Here is a 17,837-nt window from a genome sequence, read left to right as displayed (position 1 = left end):
CAATCATGATCCACCGCAAGCGGGGAGCTTGCGTTTATTTCAGGAATCAACATGCAATCAAGATACACCCTAAGCGCCATTGCGCTTGCCGTCACAACTTACGCCCACGCCGACACCCCCAGCTATGTACTGGATGACGTTATTGTCACTGCGACGCGCACACCAACTACCGACATCGCTGCACCCTATGCTTCGGAAGTGCACACCCAGGCGATGATCAAAGACTCTGGCGCAGCCACGCTGGTCGATTATCTGGCGCAACACACCTCGCTCAATATCATGCCGTCCTATGGCAACAAATTCACCCCACTCATGGATATGCGCGGTTATGGCCTGAGTAGCGGTTACCAGAACATCGTTATCACCCTCGACGGGCAACGCCTCAACAACATTGACGGTCAGCCGCAACTACTCGGCAGCATCCCGCTGGCCAGCATCGATCGCATTGAAATCACCCCGGGCAGCGGTTCAGTGATGTTCGGCGATGGCGCGACCGCAGGCAGCATACAGATTTACACCAAACCTTATCAAGGTGTATCAATTGCCGCATCTGCTGGCAATCATGGGCAACTCAATGGCAATATCAGCGCCGGCTTATCCAAAGAAAATTTCGGTCTGTCCGCCAGCAGCGATTCACAAAACCAGGATGGCACCAGCAACCCGGATATCACCGGACACCGCGACGCCTCCTCCATGGACACACAGCGCGGCCAGATCAAATTCCGTCCGCTGGATGGGCTGTGGCTTAATCTTGATGGATCAACCTCGCGCGTCGACACGCGTTATGTCGGCCCCCTGACCCTGGCGCAATATCAGGCTGACCCCGCCCAGAATGGCGGCAATACCTACACTCATCAAAGCTTCACCAGCGATCAGTGGCGTCTGGGGGCGGCCTGGGATATCACCAGCCAGACCAAAGTCAGCGCCAGCCACAATCAGGAAAACAAGCTGTCAAATTACATCTCTCCCTACCCGTATCTGGCCAACTACGATTACACCACTGACGACGTTGCCATTACTCACAATAGCGACCGGCTGAAACTGAGTGCGGGTGTGCAACGCTTCAACGGTACCCGCATCGGTAGTAGCGACAGCACCAGCAAGAACAATCTGGGCTACTTTGCTCAGGCTGAATACCGCCTGGATCAACTCACGTTATCGCTGGGCGCGCGCCATGAAAAAGTCGAATACGACTATGTACCCACCAGCGGCACCGCCCTGCACAACAGCCAGCAACTTAATGCCTGGGATATCGGCAGCAATTACCGTTTCAATACGCAAACCTCGGCATTCGCCAACTACAATCAGGCTTTCCAGGCACCTGACATTGACCGGTTCTTTAATTACGGCGGCACTTTCAATGCCTTTATCACCCCGGAAACAGTCAAAACCATTACGGTTGGGCTTAATCACATTGCCGGTACGCATAAGCTGAAACTGGCCATATTCCGCGCCAATCTGAAAAACGAGATTTACTACAATCCGGGCACCTGGACCAACACCAACATCGACCAGTCGCACAAATATGGTTTGGAATTACAGGACACCTGGCGCGCCACAACCCAGATCAGCCTGAGTACGCGCTACACTTACACGCGGGCGATTATCGATCAGGAAAATGACGGCGGCGGTGCCTACAATGGCAAAGACTTGCCTGGCGTACCGCGGCACGGTATCAATCTGGGCCTGAACTACCACTGGAGCGAACGCAGCACGTTTAACCTGACCCACATGTGGCGCAGCAGCGCGTATGCGGCGAATGATTTTGCCAACAGTTTTACCCAGAAACAGGAAGCTATGCAGTCCACCAATCTCGCTTATAATTATCGCTACAAAAATTATGAAGCCAGCCTGGCGGTTGATAATGTGTTCGCACACAGCAACGGTTTGTGGATATACGACAATGCCATATATCCGGTTAATTTCACCCGTAATTACCGAGTCGGCTTAAAGGCCAGTTTCTAACTGGTTTAACCGGAGGGATGCAGCCATCCCTCCATGCTCAGGAGCACACCATGCACCTCACCCCCCGCCAGCAACTCAACATCGGCCTCATCCTCACCCTGATTATGGCCCTCACCCGCAGCCATCACTGGGCCACCCTGCATGCCTTACCGGATGCGTCCTGGGCGATCTTCTTTCTGGTCGGCGTATATCTGCGCCCGCTGTGGATCGCACCCGCCCTGATCATCGCCGCGATGGGCATCGACTATGTCGCCATTACCCAATTCGGCGTATCCGATTTTTGTGTATCCCCTGCTTACTGGCTGTTGGTTCCCGCCTATGGCGCATTATTCGGTGCCGGTCGCATCTACGCCGCGCACCATAGCATGCGTCTTGCCACCTTACCCTGGCTGGCTGGTTCGGTACTAACTGGCGCAGTAACTGCAGAGCTACTTTCCAGCGGTGGATTCTTTTTCTTTTCCGGCCGTTTTGCTCACCCTACGCTTGTTGAATTTGTGCCGCGTTTCTTCGAATATTTCCCCACCATGCTGTCATCATTTACCCTGTACCTTGGTCTCGCGGCCATCGTACATTTGCTGCTAGCCCCTTTACAGGAAAACACCCCAGCATGAGCCTGACCCCGGAACAAACCGCCGAAAAGAACGCCCGCCACACCACACGCATGGCCCGCAAAAAGGCCATCATTGATGCCGCCATCGCCAGTGCCACCGACGAGCGCGGCCTGCTCATCGTCATTACCGGCAACGGCAAAGGCAAAAGCACCTCGGCCTTCGGCACCATGGGGCGCGCGCTGGGCTACGGCATGAAGATAGGCGTGTGCCAGTTCATCAAAAGCCGCACCGACACCGGCGAAGAAGCCTTCTTCGGCGCACAGCCCAATGTCGAATGGCATGTGCTGGGCGACGGTTTCACCTGGGATACCCAGAATCGCGAACAAGACATTGCCACCGCCGAACGCGGCTGGGCGGTCGCTACGCGCATGCTTAATGACCCCAGTTTCGACCTGCTGGTGTTCGACGAGCTCACCTACCTGCTCTCCTACGGCTATCTGGACAACGACCTGGTACTCGACGCCATCGCCAGCCGCCCCGCCATGCAGCACGTCATCGTCACCGGCCGCGGCGCAATGGATGCGCTGATCGAGCTGGCTGACACCGTCTCCATCATCGCCGATGAAAAGCACGCCTACCGCGCCGGAGTCAAAGCCCAACGCGGCATCGATTTATGAACTCATCGGGCGGCCTCGTCACCACGGCCATATTTTGAGCGCAGCGCCATATAGTTCGGGTGAACGCGACACCGTATACCGCGTTATTCGCGAGCGGCGCGACATGCGTCATTTTCTGCCTGACCCGATCGATACCGCCACCTTGCACCGCCTGCTTGCAGCCGCGCATCAAGCACCCAGCGTCGGGCTGATGCAACCCTGGCGGTTCATTCGCATCACCCAGCCGGAACTGCGTCGCAGCATCCATGCACTGGCCGAAACCGAACGTATGCGCACAGCCGAAGCACTCGGCGAACGTCAGCATGAATTCATGCGCCTCAAAGTCGAAGGGATCCTCGATTGCGGCGAACTGCTGGTCGCTGCACTGATGGATAGCCGCGAGCGTTATGTATTCGGCCGTCGCACCCTGCCGGAAATGGATCTGGCCTCAGTCGCCTGTGCGATACAAAATATGTGGCTAGCCGCGAGGGCAGAGGGATTGGGTTTGGGCTGGGTATCCTTGTTCGACCCTGATGCGCTGGCGCGATTGCTAGCTATACCCGCAGGCGGAAAACCGGTTGCCATTTTGTGCCTGGGCCATGTTGCAGAATTTTATCCCGCCCCCATGCTGGAACTGGAAGGCTGGGACACGCGTCGTGCGCTGGACAATATGCTGTTTGAAAACAATTGGGGAAACAAAACGCCATGATCGGCGACTGGCTGATGCCGCTAGGCGTACTGCTGGATGTTTTGCTGGGTGAGACGCGCCGCTGGCATCCGCTGATCGGCTTTGGCCGACTGGCGAATCACCTGGAAGCGCGACTGAACCGGCAACAGCCACTGTTTTTCAATCGTCTGCTGGGTATTCTGGCACTGTTGCTGGCAGTGACACCCTTAGTGTATCTGGCATATCTCCTGGCGGAGCTGCCCCTTTACGGCAGCCTGTTCAGCGTGCTGATTCTCTATTTCACCCTGGGTTTGCACAGCCTGGCCGCACACACCCGCCCCATTGCTACTGCGCTCAATGCACAGGATTTGCCCACAGCACGTGCGCAGTTGGCCCGCGTTGTCAGCCGCGACACCACCACGCTGGATGAAACCGACATTGCCAAGGCAGCGGTTGAAACCGTGCTGGAAAACGGCAACGATGCTGTGTTTGCCACCCTGTTCTGGTTTGCCCTCGCCGGTGCACCCGGTGCGCTGGCGTATCGGCTGGTCAACACGCTGGATGCCATGTGGGGCTACAAAACCCCGCGTTTTTATGCCTTTGGCTGGGCCGCCGCCCGGCTGGATGATGCCCTAAACTACCCCCCCGCCCGCTTGACGGCGCTGACCTACGCCCTGTTCGGCAAAACACGGCAAGCTCTTGCCTGCTGGCGCCAGCAGGCCCCGCAATGGGACAGCCCCAACGCTGGCCCAGTCATGGCAGCTGGCGCCGGGGCTTTGGACGTACAACTGGGCGGCGCGGCGGTCTATCACGGACAAGAAGAAATTCGCCCTCAACTCGGCGCTGGGTCTGCGCCTGTAGCAGCCGACATTGATCGTGCACTAACACTGATAAACAAAGGGGTGTGGCTTTGGCTGGCACTCCATGCGGCAATGGGGCTGTGGCATGCTTGAGCATGGCGGTCGCCTGCGCCTTGCCGCCAGCGAGTGGGGCATCGCCGTGGAAAGCTGGCTGGATTTATCCACCGGCATCAATCCCGATGGCTGGCCTGTGCCTCCGATCCCGCCCCATCTGTGGCAGCGCCTGCCAGAAGACGACGACGGCCTGCTGGTCGCCGCGCAACACTATTACCAAGCCCCCCATATTTTGCCAGTGGCCGGTTCGCAAGCGGCATTGCAAGCCTTGCCGGCACTGCGCACCCCTGGCCGGGTGGGCATGTTTTTCCCAAGCTATGCCGAGCATGCACACGCGTGGGAAAAAGCCGGCCATACTGTTGTCCCCATGACCGCCGATGCCATGCAACTAGACGACATCGACGTATTGCTGCTTATCCATCCAAACAACCCGACCGGGACCCGTTATGACAGCGCCCAGTTGCTCGACTGGCACAGCCAGCTGGCCGCGCGCGGTGGCTGGCTGATCGTGGATGAAGCCTATATTGACGCCGACCCCATGCACAGCCTGACGCCTTATACCGACCGCAGCGGGCTTATCGTCATGCGCTCGCTGGGCAAGTTCTTTGGGCTGGCGGGTGCACGCGTCGGCTTTGTCATGGCGCAGGCCGAGTTCCTGCAGCGTCTGCAAGCCGAGCTTGGTCCGTGGACCATAGCCCACCCCGCCCGCTGGCTTGCCACTCAGGCGTTGCAAGACAGTGACTGGCAGGCATACAGCCGAGCTCAGCTCAAGCAATCAACAGAACGAATGGCTAGCCTGCTGCAACAGCATGAACTCGCCGTGCACGGCCGCACAGCGTTATTTCACTGGCTCATTACCCCGCATGCCGCCGCGTTATACCAGCATCTCGCACAATGCGGCATATTGACGCGCCTTTTTACCGAACCCGTCAGCCTGCGTATTGGTCTGCCTGCTACAGAGGCTGAGTGGCAGCATCTGCAACAAGGATTAAGCACATGGCAACGCTAATGGTACAAGGCACCACCTCCGACGCCGGCAAGAGCACCCTGGTTGCCGCGCTATGCCGCTGGCTACACCGCCAGGGTGTCGCCGTTGCCCCGTTCAAGCCGCAAAATATGGCCTTGAACAGCGCCGTCACCGCAGACGGCGGTGAGATCGGTCGCGCCCAGGCCGCGCAAGCCCGCGCCTGTGGCCTGCCCCCGCATACCGACATGAACCCCGTGCTGCTCAAGCCCAGCTCCGATACCGGCGCGCAGGTCATCATTCACGGCCACAGCATCGGCAACATGGAAGCCCTGGATTATCACGCCTACAAAAGCACTGCGCGTACAGCCGTGCTGGCTTCGTACCAGCGCCTGAGCGCCCAATATCAAGCCGTTATCGTGGAAGGCGCGGGCAGCCCCGCTGAAATCAACCTGCGCGAAGGTGACATTGCCAACATGGGCTTTGCCGAAGCCGTGGATTGCCCGGTGATCCTGATTGCCGACATCGATCGCGGCGGCGTGTTCGCCCATCTGGTCGGCACGCTGGCATTGCTGTCCGCATCGGAACAGGCGCGGGTCAAAGGTTTTGTCATCAACCGTTTCCGAGGCGATTTGAGTTTATTGCAGCCCGGTCTGGACTGGCTGGAAGCCGAAACTGGCAAACCGGTACTCGGCGTACTGCCGTATTTGCTCGGCCTTCATCTGGAGGCGGAAGATGCGCTGCCGCGTGAGGCCAGCCAGCCACAGGGACGCTTTAACATCATCGTTCCCGCCCTGCCGCACATCAGCAATCACACCGATTTTGATGCGCTGCGCCTCAATCCGCAGGTCAATCTGCAATTCATCGCGCCGCACAGTCCGCCGCCCCCTGCCGACCTCATCATCCTGCCCGGCTCGAAGTCGGTGCGCACCGATATCGCCTGGCTCAAACAGCAAGGCTGGGACAGCGCCATCGCCAGACACCTGCGCTACGGTGGCAAACTCATCGGCATCTGCGGCGGACTGCAAATGCTGGGCACTGCCATCCACGACCCGCTGGGCATAGAAGGTGAAGCCGGCAGCAGCGCCGGACTGGGTCTGCTGGAACTGGAAACTACGCTGGCAGCGCACAAACAGCTACGCAATGTCAGCGGCATGCTCAGCCTCAACCATGCAGCCATTGCCGGCTATGAAATCCACGCCGGCATCAGCCAGGGGACAGCACTGCAACATCCCGCGGCATGGCTGGACGGCAAACCCGACGGCGCCATCTCGCCCGATGGGCAGGTACTCGCCACTTATGTCCACGGCATTTTCGACATGCCCGCCAGCTGCGACGCACTGCTGGCATGGGCCGGACTGCAACAGGCTGCCAGCCCTGACCTGGATGCGCTCTATGAAGCCAGTCTGGACATACTCGCCGACAATGTCGAACAGCATCTGGACACCTCAAAATTGAAAGCCATGCTCAAGCTATGACCCACCTCATCCTCGGCGGCGCCCGCTCCGGCAAAAGCCGCTATGCCGAACAACTGGCAATAACCAGCCAGCAAACTGTCAGCGTCATCGTCACCGCCCAGGCACAAGACGAGGAAATGGCGCAGCGTATCGCCCACCACCAGGCCAATCGTCCCGCCCACTGGCAAGTAATCGAAGCACCACTCGATCTGGCCGCAGCACTGCAAAGCCATGCTCAGGACGGCCACTGCCTCATCGTTGACTGCCTCACCCTCTGGCTCACCAACCTGCTATGCCAGACACCCGACCAGCTGCAACAGCAACGCGACGCCCTGCTGGCTGTGCTCCCCACCCTGCCCGGCACCATACTACTAGTCAGCAACGAAGTAGGCATGGGCATCATCCCCATGGGCGAACTCACCCGCCGCTTTGTTGATGAAGCGGGCTGGCTGAATCAGGCAGTGGCGGGGGTATGTGAGCGGGTGACGCTGGTGGCGGCGGGGTTGCCGCTGGCGTTGAAGGTTCCACAAGCATAAAGCGTGTATTTGAAAATACGTTGATTAATGTATTACAATGTGACACACACCGCATTACACAGGAGCTAACATGGCTACTTTGAATATACGTCTGCCCGATAGCCTCGACCAGCAATTAACTGCGTTGGCAGCGCAGACCCATCAGAACCGTTCCGATCTGGCCCGTACCGCGCTGGAGAAATATCTGCGTGAACAGGCACAGGAACGCATGATGGCCGAGATGGTTAAGGCAGCCCGATTCTTGGCAACAAATGCCGAAGCACGCGCAGAAAGTATTGCCATTGCGGAGGAGTTCCAGCCACTGGATAACGAAGCACTTGATCATGCGGAAGGCTACAAGCCCGGTGATCCAGAACCTGAACAGTGGTGGAAATAATGCGACGCGGCGAAATCTGGCTGGCGCGATTGAATCCCAATACCGGGGCGGAAGCCGGAAAAGTCCGCCCGGTACTGATTTTGCTCAATAACGAATTACTGGCTACCGGGATGAGCCCCATACTGTGCATACCCCTGACCAGCAAACTGTTTAAAAATCTGGGCGGTTTACGAGTCGAGATACCCTCACGCGGACGTTTGCTGAAATCCTGCTATGTCATGCCGGAGCAAATGCGCGCACTGGATCGCAGCCGTTTTAATGATACCCCACTCGCCAGTGTGACCGATGAAGAAATGATCGCAATTGAACGACTCTTCCTCGCTACCTGCGGCTTAGCACAATACCTTTCACCAGCTCATTAAGCACATATTCATACCGACTGAGTTTTTTATCTTTTGCTGCACAGCTCGAACCCGTGAAACAACTAACAAATTAATTCAAGTCAACTTGACTCCAACCCAACTTGTGCCGATACACCCCGCCAAACTCCGGCTGAAACGCAAAACTATCTGCTAACGGGATAGCATTTAACAAGGCATGCGCGGCGCGTATCACCCCTGCATGGGTAACGACCACAACACGTTCATGCTGTGCCATATCTTCCAGAAAAGCACTCACGCGCTGTGCCATCTGTAGATACGATTCGCCCTGTGGGGGCTGCAGGTTCACAAAGTCATTCGCCCAGGCACTGATAGCAGGTTCGCCGATGGCATCCCAGGCCATGCCTTCCCATGCACCGAAATCCATTTCCGCGACACGCGCATCCATTTTCGCGTTTGGTGCGAGGTGTTGCGCCAGCGCCAGACAGCGCTGCGCGGGGCTGGTGAAATACACCGCCTCACCCGCATCTGCCAACTGTGCTTTGACCTGACTGACTTCTGCATCGAAGCTGTCGGCCAGCGGCACGTCCATGCGCCCGTAGCACATACCCGCTACGGCGACACGGGTATGCCGCACCAGGATCAGTTCGGTAGTCATAGTAGAGCCACAACGCCCAGATAAAATACGGTTTCGCTCAATTGTTGCGAAGCACCCAGCGCATCGCCGGTGTAGCCGCCGAGCTTGCTGGTGAGAGTGCGCGCCAGCCACAGGCGCAACAGCAGCAAGGGTAGCAATAGCCACAGCACACTGACTGGCAACCACAGCAGTGGCAACAGGCCAATTAGCAACGCCAAACCCAGCGCGGGCAGGCTCAAGCCCTGTGCGACTACCTGTACTTTGCCGCCGCTGCTGCGGGCGTAATCGTGGGTGTAGATGAAACTCACGGCAAAGGCGCGGCTGAGGCCGTGACCGGCTATCAGTATTAACGGCACAGATGCAGTTGGCGCACTCAGCAAGGCGGCGAATTTCAGCCCGAGCACCGCCAGCAAGGCCAGTACACCATAGGTGCCGACCCGTGAATCCTTCATGATTTCCAGCCGGCGTTCCACGGTCATTCCGCCGTAGACACCATCGTAAAAATCGGCCAGCCCGTCTTCGTGAAATGCGCCGGTGAGCATAAAGCCAACAGCCAGCGCCAAGAGTAACGCCAGTGCTGACGGCCAGAATAATATTGCCAGGCTATACACGCCCGCCAGTATCGCGCCGACCAACAAGCCGATCAGCGGAAAATAACGTACCGACTGGTTCAACTGCGTGTCGGCATAACCCACCCAGGCGGGAATGGGGATGCGCGTCAGAAACGCTAGCGCAGTAAGGATGAGACGAAGCTGGTTAAGTAACATGCCGGGTTAAACTGCTTCGTGTCCACGAACAACACAAAAGGCACGAAAACAGTTCGTATCACGCGGTGCTTGACTGTTATTGGTGAATAACTCGCCACGCTGGAACAAATAAGCCATGCCTAGATTCATTTTTCGCGCCTTTCGTGTTTTTCGTGGACAAAATCTAAGCTTGCAAGTGCTCACTCACGCCAGCCGACTCGAATGTCGCCATCTCATTCAAAAAGGCAACGGCAGCCACCAGCAACGGGTAAGCCAGCGCGGCACCCGTACCTTCACCCAGCCGCAGCCCCAGATCGAGCAACGGGTGGGCATTTAAATGATTGAGCAGCTTGCGATGACCGTGCTCGTCGGAGCAATGGCTGAATACCGCGTAATCACGCAACGCCGGTTGCATCGCACTGGCGGCGAGATAGGCGGCGCTGGCAATAAAGCCATCCACCAGCACCAGCATGCCGCGCTGCGCTGCGCCGAGCATGGCGCCTGCCATCATCGCGATTTCCAGCCCGCCGTAACAGCGTACGGTTTCCAGCGCATCGGCTGATTTGCCATGCAATCCGACCACATCGCTCAATATTTGCAGCTTGCGCGCCAGTCCGGCATCGTCCAGCCCGGTGCCGCGACCAACGCAATCAGCCAGCGGCAGACCGGTATAGATATGCGTAAGCAGAGCCGCCGAGCTGGTGTTGGCGATACCCATCTCACCCAGTCCCAGCACGTTGCAGCCTTCGTCGGCCAGACCCTGCGCCAGTGCGGCACCATGCGCCACGGCCTGTTCGCATTGGGCAGCCGTCATTGCTGGTTGCTCGGTCATATTGGCGCTACCCATGGCCACTTTGCGGTTGATCAAGCCGGCAACACCGGCAAAATCCGCATTCACTCCAGCATCGACCACACGCAGATCCAAGCCGTTGGTACGGCAGAATACGTTGATCGCCGCACCACCACGCAGGAAGTTAAGCACCATCTGCTCAGTCACTGCCTGAGGGTAAGCGCTCACCCCAGCATTGGCGATACCATGATCGGCGGCAAATACCAGCATGGTTGGTTTGCACAACTGCGGCGTCAGCGTAGCCTGTACCTGACCGATTTGCAGCGCCAGCGCTTCCAGTTGACCGAGTGCACCCAGTGGTTTGGTTTTCTGGTCGATCTTGCTGCGCAGAGCAGTTGCCAGCTGGCGATCTAAGGCAGGAATAAAATATGACATCTTCATCACGCAAAACGTATATTGTCGCATAATACGGGTTCACCGAATTATTGAGGATTTATCCATGCCTAAGTTATCAACCGCCCAACGTCTGGGTGTACTACTTGCTCTGGTCGCCATGATTGCTTCAACGCGCATGAGCCATTTCGGCAGCGCCAATTTGTTACCTGACGCCAGCCTGGCCATGTTCTTGCTGGGCGGCATCATGCTCGGTGGCGTATCCGGCTTTGTCGTGCTCATGCTTACCACGTTCGGTCTGGATATCTACATGGCACAGTCCTCCGCCGAAGCGGCCTGGTGCTTCAGCCCCGCTTACGCCGGACTCATCCCTACTTACGCCGTGCTGTGGCTGACCGGCATGGCGCTAGCGCTGCAGCAACGCTTTGCCCAGCCGCTCATCGCATTTCCCGCCAGCATTGCTGCAGTCGGCGTGGCTTTCCTCATTTCCAATGCTTTTTTCTTTGCACTCAGCGGTGTCGCCAGCTCAGTTAGCTCCAGCGAATTCGTATTGGCAGTGGCGCCCTATTTCCCTGCCTATCTGACATCTGCCATGCTGTATCTGGCACCTGCACTGATTGCTGCCGCAGTCTGGCGGAAATCCCGACTGGCTGCATGGTAATCCCAGTCCATGCATAGCATGAACCAGCAGCTACTCAGCTATGCGCGCAGATGTGTCGCCATGGCTTTGCTGGTGCTGCTATCTGCGCCCGGCTTTGCGGCGCCTGCAGCCAAATTCACGCACAACCTGACCCTGGCTAACGGGGTTGAGATTCCGCTTACCACCTTCCGCGCGCACGGCAAGATAGCTATGCTGTGGCTGCCTTCGGAACGTGGTCTGCTACCCGCTGAGTACGATATCGCCGCCAAACTGGCCAGGCTGGGTGTTGAAGTCTGGCTGGCCGATTTGCATGCCGCGTATTTTCTCCCCACCGTACCCAGCAGCCTGCAGCAGATGCCGGCTGCGGATATGGCGCAACTGATCAGCGCAGTTCAGCAACGTAGCCACAAGCCAGTCTATTTGATCGCCGCTGACAAAGGTGCCGAACTGGCTTTGACAGCTGCCACAGCCTGGTACGGCAACCCGCATGATTTGCGGGGTGCAATATTGCTCTCACCCAATCTCCATGTAGCCACGCCAGAGCCGGGCGAAGACGCTCAGTTCCTGCCCATCACAACGGCGACCCACCTGCCCGTCTACATCCTGCAACCGGAGCTGTCCGCCTTGCGCTGGCGTGTCGACCAACTGCAAACGCTGCTGGAACAGGGTGGCGCGCCGGTGAAAGTGCAATTGCTGTCCGGCGTACGTGACCGCTTTTATCTGCGTGAGGATGTCTTTCCCGCCGAGCAGATAATGGCTGCCGCTTTACCGCAATTGATAGTGAATGCCACTCGGCAACTGAAAGGAATGCAACCGTGAAACACCTGTGGATATTGTTACTCGGCCTGATGTTAGCTACCAGCACTGCCCAGGCGCGCGAGCTCAAACCCTATCAGGGTGGCGCTACGCCGCCACTTGCACTTAAAGATCTCAGCGGCAAGACACACAAGCTCGAGGATTATCGTGGCCGGGTGGTGCTGGTTAATTTCTGGGCGAGCTGGTGCCCGCCGTGCCGCGCCGAAATGCCGTCGATGCAACGCCTGAAAGAAAAGATGGCAGGCAAAGCGTTCACCATACTGGCAGTGGATATGGGTGAACCAGCCGCGGTAGTGAATACCTATCTCAAGGAAATTCATACCGATTTCAGCATTCTGCTGGACACGGATGGTCATGCACTCAAAGCCTGGAAGGTGTTCGCCTTCCCGACCAGTTATGTAATCGATAGCAAAGGTCAGATCCGCTACGCGCTGTTCGGCCCCGTGGAATGGGATGAGGCCGACACGGTACAAAAAATCAGCGACTTGCTGCCACTCGCGGCACCGCAATGACCACACCTGAAATTCGCGTCATCACCAACCTCAGTGATCTCCCGGCAGCACAGTGGGATGCACTGACCGAGGGTAATCCGTTTTTAAGCCACGCCTTTCTGCTGGCCCTGCAGGAATGTGGTTGCGCAACGCAGCGCACCGGCTGGCAGGCGCAGTTTCTGACGCTGTGGCATGATGAACAACTGATCGGTGCGCTGCCGTTGTACCTCAAGCGCCATTCCTATGGCGAATATGTGTTCGACTGGGCATGGGCGGAAGCCTACGAGCGCCATGGTCTGGATTATTATCCCAAGCTGCTGTGCGCGGTGCCGTTCAGCCCGATTACCGGCTTGCGTGCGCTGGCGGCAACTGCGGAGTTACGCGTGCTGCTTATTCGGGCCGCGTTGCAACTGGCTCAGCAATTGGAGGTTTCCTCGTTGCACTGCCTGTTTCCTGACGCCGCGCAGGCACAGGAAATACAGCAGGCCGGCATGATGTTGCGCCAGGGGGTGCAATTTCACTGGCAGAACCCGGGCTATGCCGATTTCGACGCTTATCTTGCCGCCATGAACAACGACAAGCGCAAGAAGATCAAGCAGGAGCGACGACGGGTGCGTGATGCCGGGGTCACGTTTAAGCAATTCACCGGCAATGACATTACCCCGGCGCTGTGGGCATTTTTTGTGCGCTGTTACGACAGCACCTATATCCAGCACCGCTCCACGCCGTATCTGAATCTGGATTTCTTCCAGCGCATAGGCATCACCATGCCCGACAATGTGCTGCTGATCGTTGCCTACCGTGACGGTCAGCCCATTGCCAGCGCGCTCAACATCTACACAGCTGACACGCTGTACGGCCGCTACTGGGGGGCGCTGGAGTATCATCCGGGGCTGCATTTCGAAGCCTGCTACTATCAGGCGATAGAGTTTTGCATCGCCAATAAGATCGCGGTATTTGAAGGCGGCGCGCAGGGCGAACACAAGATAGCCCGCGGTTTTTTACCGGTCACCACCTGGTCGGCGCACTGGCTGGCCCATGCCAAATTCAGCGGCGCGGTGGAAGAGTTTCTGGCGCGGGAAACCCAGGGTATGGCGCGTTATACCGACGAACTGAATGAACGCAATCCGTTCAAGCAACTGCCGTCAGAGTGATTTGCGCCACACCAGCAACCTGTTGTTAGACGGCATCACCACATCCTGCAGCAACACCAGCCCCTGCGCTGTCGCCAGTTCACATACCGCTTCAAAATCACGGATGCCACTGAGAGTGTCGCGCGCTTTCAGCCACGCATCAAAGTTGGCATTGCTGGCCGAAGTGTAGGCGCCGCCATAATTGAATGGCCCGTACAGACACAACAGGCCACCGGATTGCAGTATCCGCCCTATGCCCTCAAACATACGCTGCACCGCCGACCACGACATGATATGCACGGCATTGGCGTTGAAAATGGCATCCACCTCGATCACCGGCCACACCGCATCAGTCACATCCAGCACCAGCGGCAACAGCACATTGGCCAGTTGCGCCTCATCCAGCCAGGCACGAATACCGGCATGATTCGGCTGCAGATCGCTGGTCTGCCAGGTCAGATGCGGCAGCGCCCGGCCAAAACAGACTGCGTGTTGGCCGGTGCCACTGGAGATTTCCAGCACCTGTTGGCGGTCGGCAAACAGCGTTTGCAGCTGATCCAGGATAGGCTGCTGATTGCGCTCGCAGGCTTCAGAGTATGGTTTCATCATTTCCAGTTGATCTCATAAGCAGTTTTAGCCCCGATCACACAGGCGGCTAGATTTTTCGGCATGCGTGCCTGCTCCGGGGTAACGGCAATCCGCCCGGCCATGATCTCCGCCAGTTTCTGCGGATAACGGGGTTCGCGTTCAGGTTCGGCAAAGCCGTCAGGATATACCGGCTGCAAATTACTATCGTATTTATCTGTAGCACCCAGGGTATGCAGCAACTCATGGGCAATCACTACATTGTTCTGGGCATCCTGCTCTGGTCGCGCAAAAGCGTGAATCACGCCGAGCAGACCTTTCTGCAAGCCCAGCGAATGTTCCAGCGGGATACCATCTTCACCCTGATGGTAGACCACAAACAGTTTGATGCGCCCCAGACTCTGCCAGAACGGGGTGTTATGAAACACGTAATAGCGCAGCTTCAAACTCCAGCGCAGCGTATCCAGCATACTGCCGTTCATCGGTTGCACCGGCGGTGCTTCTGCCACGACATTGCCCAGCGTTATCTGCGGTAATGGCAGCGGCTTGAGCCGGTAACGCTCACTCTGTTTGCGGACGAATTCGGGAATCTCCGCAAACTGTGCCGCATCCAGCCCCGCAATATAATGCGCAACTTCAGCAGCGTTATCGCCATTGATGGGATAGATCACTACTTGCAGCGGTTGCCGCCACTGCGCCACCGACCAGCGTTCCCAGTAAGTAACAGCGGCTATTACGCCGAGCAGTGATAATAAGATTAATATGCGCAGGCTGCGAAATGACAAGGTATGCTTTCAAAAAATAAGGACTATGAGCCGAGCAGTTTCACAGCACGCTAAATATGGGCCATCTTAGTTCAGCGCTGCTGCATTGACCAGCCCCATAATTATATGACGACAACACCATAAAAAACGGGCGCCGTAATTGGCGCCCGTTTTACCAGCACATGCCGTTATTACTAAGGCATCGTCGAAACGTAAGCTGCTACCGCCTGGATTTCAGCCGAAGTCAGATCGTGAGTAATCACCTTCATCACTGCACCTTTAGGACGCATTTCCGTATCCTTGAACACCCCTAGCTGCTTGGCAATGTAGTCAGCATGCTGACCGGCAATGCGCGGGAATGCGGCATTACCCTCACCCTTCGCACCATGACACGTCGCACACGCGGGCACATTCTGGTTAGACAACCCCTTGGTAAAAATCAATTGCCCTGCGGCTTCTTGCTGAGGGTGTGCCGGCTGGTCAGCCGTTGCCTGCTGTTGTGAGAAATGTGTCGCCAGTTGCCAGATTTGCGTATCAGTTAAATGCCGCGAAATCCCCCACATATATTCCGAACCGGCTGGATCAGAACGACCATGGCTTCTGAAATCAGTCAGCTGCGCGACCAGATAGCCCTGCTGTTGTCCAGCCAACTTGGGGAAAGTAGGATTGGTAGAATTGCCGTCAGCGCCGTGGCAAATGGAGCACACCTGCTGCGCTAATACCTTGCCGGAAACGGCGGGGTCGGCCAGATTGCGTGAACTGTCTGTCGTGGTACAGCCTGCGGCAATCGCCGTTAATGTCAGGATGAGACCGATAGTGATTTTATTCATGATGCTCTCTCCAATATTCCGTCATTCATGTTGGGCCTGCTGCGATCAATGCAGCCGCATTCAGTCAGCAATCAGCGCCTAGTAAGCACCCCATACGTAAAACAGCAGGGTGTTATCATCGCTGGCTTTTCTGCCCGCACCATCGGTGTTGCTGGATACGCCATTCACCTTATTGAACAGGGTATATTGCACCCCTAGCCGCATATATTGCAGTGGTGTCCAGAATAGCTCCGGGGTCCAGCCCTGGGTACCCGTTTGCGTTGCACCAGGATTATTGACACTATTGCTGACGTCAAAATAGGAAAGAGTTGCTCCATATTTTGCCTGATAGACGTAGGATGCTTTCGCCCGGAACGAATTTATATTTTCCGATAACGTCCCGGCAGTAGCTGAATCGATCGTCTCATGAATACGGGTCACGGTTGCCGTTACCGTATGCGGATCAAGCAGATATTGGTACTGGAAATCGATACTGTTATCGCGATAACTGTCAGTACCTAAGGTTAAATCAGTTGGGTCCTGATATTGCTGCACATCCAGATGCGTCACCCCGATCATGGCATTATGCGCCCCCCAGGCATGGGTCAGTGCCAGCCGTGCATACGGATTAGTACCTTTGATGATGGCCTGCGTGCCGTTACCCTGCGTCATAAAAGAAAAAACACCATTGCCGGTACGGTAACCTGTCAGCTCTGCATAGACCGTCTGATTCCAGTACACGTAAGCACCACCACCCACTACCTGCTGGCCAAGACCTCCATCCAGCATCGGCGTTGCCGCGCTACCGATACCAGTGCTGCCAGGCACAACCCCATAACCCCAGGCCGGATTGCTGTTCCACACATCCTGCACGCCGGGATTGTTATGCATGGTCACGCCGTAAATCAGATCGGTGTTGCTATTAATCAGGCGGTCGGCATAGCGGAAATCCATATTGTCAGCACCAGTATGTCCGGAGAAACCTGTGTCACCTGCATAATTATTGTAGGTAATCTGCGCAAACACACCCGCCTTATCTGTGATTTTCCCGGCAATAAACAAGCTGCCTGTATTGAACGTCAGCGTGCCATCCTGGGTATGACCTGCTGCAGGATCATTCACTTTGACCTTATTCGCCGTCAATACTGCCATTCCGGAAATTGGTACGGTACGCTCACCGATGGTGTAGCCGGTAAGCTTGAACATGCGTCCGTAAGGGGTCAGCTCCGGAAATTGGCCGCCGGCATGGCAGGCCAGACAGTTTTGCCCGGTCTGGCGGGCAAAGGCAGGAACCGCCTCTGCATTGACTGACAACAGCACCATGAGTGACGACATCAGCCAGGTCACGACCTGCACGATACTCAGTGAATGTTTTATGGGTTGCGCATTCGCCGGGAACGCCCCATGAGTGGCGCATCCTGTTGTTTTACGTTCATGCTCGAATTCACTCATGTCACCCCCATTAATAAGATAGGAATATCCTAATTTTCATTCTAGGCTGCATGGCTTACAACTCGCTGACAAGCTCAAAATGGAGCACACTCCAGGCATAGATCAAATCTGTGCAAGCAATACGGAAATACCCATTCCAGTTTAAATACAGGGTATATCTGGCATAATAGCGCCG

Annotated in this window: 21 protein-coding genes; 14 read left to right on the top strand and 7 right to left on the bottom strand. The window is 56.7% G+C overall.

Features of this window, described 5'->3' with window-relative positions; genetic code table 11:
- Positions 1–51: 51 nt before the first annotated feature.
- The 10 genes from EJE49_RS00620 to EJE49_RS00575 all read left to right on the top strand — a co-directional run bounded on the left by EJE49_RS00620 (position 52) and on the right by EJE49_RS00575 (position 8,448).
- A complete protein-coding gene (locus EJE49_RS00620) occupies positions 52–1,965 on the top strand; it encodes a TonB-dependent receptor plug domain-containing protein (RefSeq protein ID WP_124948472.1) in 1,914 nt (637 codons plus the stop codon).
- Positions 1,966–2,015: 50 nt separating this feature from the next.
- Positions 2,016–2,576, top strand: coding sequence for a hypothetical protein (locus EJE49_RS00615; RefSeq protein ID WP_124948471.1), 561 nt, complete (start codon positions 2,016–2,018; stop codon positions 2,574–2,576).
- Positions 2,573–3,193 carry a cob(I)yrinic acid a,c-diamide adenosyltransferase gene (gene cobO / locus EJE49_RS00610; RefSeq protein WP_124948470.1) on the top strand — a complete coding sequence of 207 codons (621 nt, stop codon included), beginning with the start codon at positions 2,573–2,575 and terminating at the stop codon, positions 3,191–3,193. The genes EJE49_RS00615 and cobO overlap by 4 nt, the downstream gene beginning before the upstream one ends.
- Before the next feature lie 34 nt (positions 3,194–3,227).
- Positions 3,228–3,881: a 5,6-dimethylbenzimidazole synthase gene (gene bluB, locus EJE49_RS00605; RefSeq protein WP_223246674.1), complete on the top strand. Its 654-nt coding sequence runs from the start codon at positions 3,228–3,230 to the stop codon at positions 3,879–3,881.
- Entirely contained in the window at positions 3,878–4,792 is a 915-nt protein-coding gene (cbiB, locus tag EJE49_RS00600; RefSeq protein WP_124948468.1) for an adenosylcobinamide-phosphate synthase CbiB, read from the top strand. The genes bluB and cbiB overlap by 4 nt, the downstream gene beginning before the upstream one ends.
- Positions 4,785–5,762, top strand: coding sequence for a threonine-phosphate decarboxylase CobD (cobD, locus tag EJE49_RS00595; RefSeq protein WP_124948467.1), 978 nt, complete (start codon positions 4,785–4,787; stop codon positions 5,760–5,762). Before cbiB ends, cobD begins: the two co-directional genes overlap by 8 nt.
- Positions 5,750–7,195: a cobyric acid synthase gene (locus EJE49_RS00590; RefSeq protein WP_124948466.1), complete on the top strand. Its 1,446-nt coding sequence runs from the start codon at positions 5,750–5,752 to the stop codon at positions 7,193–7,195. The genes cobD and EJE49_RS00590 overlap by 13 nt, the downstream gene beginning before the upstream one ends.
- Positions 7,192–7,710 (top strand): bifunctional adenosylcobinamide kinase/adenosylcobinamide-phosphate guanylyltransferase, encoded by a 519-nt coding sequence (cobU, locus tag EJE49_RS00585; protein WP_124948465.1) that lies wholly within the window; start codon positions 7,192–7,194, stop codon positions 7,708–7,710. The genes EJE49_RS00590 and cobU overlap by 4 nt, the downstream gene beginning before the upstream one ends.
- A 70-nt stretch (positions 7,711–7,780) precedes the next feature.
- Positions 7,781–8,086, top strand: a complete 306-nt coding sequence (locus tag EJE49_RS00580; RefSeq protein WP_124948464.1) for a ribbon-helix-helix protein, CopG family — start codon at positions 7,781–7,783, stop codon at positions 8,084–8,086.
- Complete coding sequence (locus tag EJE49_RS00575; RefSeq protein ID WP_124948463.1) at positions 8,086–8,448, top strand: type II toxin-antitoxin system PemK/MazF family toxin; 363 nt, start codon at positions 8,086–8,088, stop codon at positions 8,446–8,448. The genes EJE49_RS00580 and EJE49_RS00575 overlap by 1 nt, the downstream gene beginning before the upstream one ends.
- 70 nt (positions 8,449–8,518) lie before the next feature.
- On the opposite strand, the gene cobC is transcribed toward EJE49_RS00575, so the two are convergent.
- From cobC to cobT, 3 genes are all read right to left on the bottom strand, one after another.
- Positions 8,519–9,064, bottom strand: a complete 546-nt coding sequence (cobC, locus tag EJE49_RS00570; protein WP_124948462.1) for an alpha-ribazole phosphatase — start codon at positions 9,062–9,064, stop codon at positions 8,519–8,521.
- On the bottom strand, positions 9,061–9,810 hold the full coding sequence (locus EJE49_RS00565) for an adenosylcobinamide-GDP ribazoletransferase (protein ID WP_124948461.1): 750 nt from the start codon (positions 9,808–9,810) through the stop codon (positions 9,061–9,063). Before EJE49_RS00565 ends, cobC begins: the two co-directional genes overlap by 4 nt.
- Positions 9,811–9,973: 163 nt before the next feature.
- Positions 9,974–11,014: a nicotinate-nucleotide--dimethylbenzimidazole phosphoribosyltransferase gene (gene cobT, locus EJE49_RS00560; protein WP_370685809.1), complete on the bottom strand. Its 1,041-nt coding sequence runs from the start codon at positions 11,012–11,014 to the stop codon at positions 9,974–9,976.
- A gap of 64 nt (positions 11,015–11,078) precedes the next feature.
- On the opposite strand from cobT, the gene EJE49_RS00555 reads away from it, so the two are divergent.
- Genes EJE49_RS00555 through EJE49_RS00540 form a run of 4 tightly spaced genes read left to right on the top strand, consistent with a single transcriptional unit; the run spans position 11,079 to position 14,073 of the window.
- Complete coding sequence (locus EJE49_RS00555) at positions 11,079–11,633, top strand: hypothetical protein (RefSeq protein ID WP_124948460.1); 555 nt, start codon at positions 11,079–11,081, stop codon at positions 11,631–11,633.
- 9 nt (positions 11,634–11,642) lie between these two features.
- On the top strand, positions 11,643–12,431 hold the full coding sequence (locus EJE49_RS00550) for a hypothetical protein (protein WP_145962012.1): 789 nt from the start codon (positions 11,643–11,645) through the stop codon (positions 12,429–12,431).
- Entirely contained in the window at positions 12,428–12,940 is a 513-nt protein-coding gene (locus EJE49_RS00545; RefSeq protein WP_124948458.1) for a TlpA family protein disulfide reductase, read from the top strand. The genes EJE49_RS00550 and EJE49_RS00545 overlap by 4 nt, the downstream gene beginning before the upstream one ends.
- Positions 12,937–14,073 (top strand): GNAT family N-acetyltransferase, encoded by a 1,137-nt coding sequence (locus EJE49_RS00540; protein WP_124948457.1) that lies wholly within the window; start codon positions 12,937–12,939, stop codon positions 14,071–14,073. Before EJE49_RS00545 ends, EJE49_RS00540 begins: the two co-directional genes overlap by 4 nt.
- On the opposite strand, the gene EJE49_RS00535 is transcribed toward EJE49_RS00540, so the two are convergent.
- The 4 genes from EJE49_RS00535 to EJE49_RS00520 form a co-directional block, all read right to left on the bottom strand.
- Positions 14,065–14,661 carry a DUF938 domain-containing protein gene (locus tag EJE49_RS00535; protein WP_124948456.1) on the bottom strand — a complete coding sequence of 199 codons (597 nt, stop codon included), beginning with the start codon at positions 14,659–14,661 and terminating at the stop codon, positions 14,065–14,067. The genes EJE49_RS00540 and EJE49_RS00535 overlap by 9 nt on opposite strands.
- Positions 14,658–15,422 (bottom strand): hypothetical protein, encoded by a 765-nt coding sequence (locus EJE49_RS00530; protein WP_189941566.1) that lies wholly within the window; start codon positions 15,420–15,422, stop codon positions 14,658–14,660. The genes EJE49_RS00535 and EJE49_RS00530 overlap by 4 nt, the downstream gene beginning before the upstream one ends.
- A 173-nt stretch (positions 15,423–15,595) precedes the next feature.
- Positions 15,596–16,231, bottom strand: a complete 636-nt coding sequence (locus EJE49_RS00525; RefSeq protein WP_124948455.1) for a c-type cytochrome — start codon at positions 16,229–16,231, stop codon at positions 15,596–15,598.
- A 78-nt stretch (positions 16,232–16,309) separates the two neighbouring features.
- Entirely contained in the window at positions 16,310–17,662 is a 1,353-nt protein-coding gene (locus tag EJE49_RS00520) for a cytochrome C (RefSeq protein ID WP_223246669.1), read from the bottom strand.
- Positions 17,663–17,837 lie beyond the last annotated feature (175 nt).

The sequence above is a fragment of the Sulfuriferula thiophila genome (assembly GCF_003864975.1).
In the GTDB taxonomy this organism is placed as follows: domain Bacteria; phylum Pseudomonadota; class Gammaproteobacteria; order Burkholderiales; family Sulfuriferulaceae; genus Sulfuriferula; species Sulfuriferula thiophila.
The sequence above is the reverse complement of the archived record's forward strand: the minus strand, read 5'-3'. Positions and strand labels throughout refer to the sequence as shown.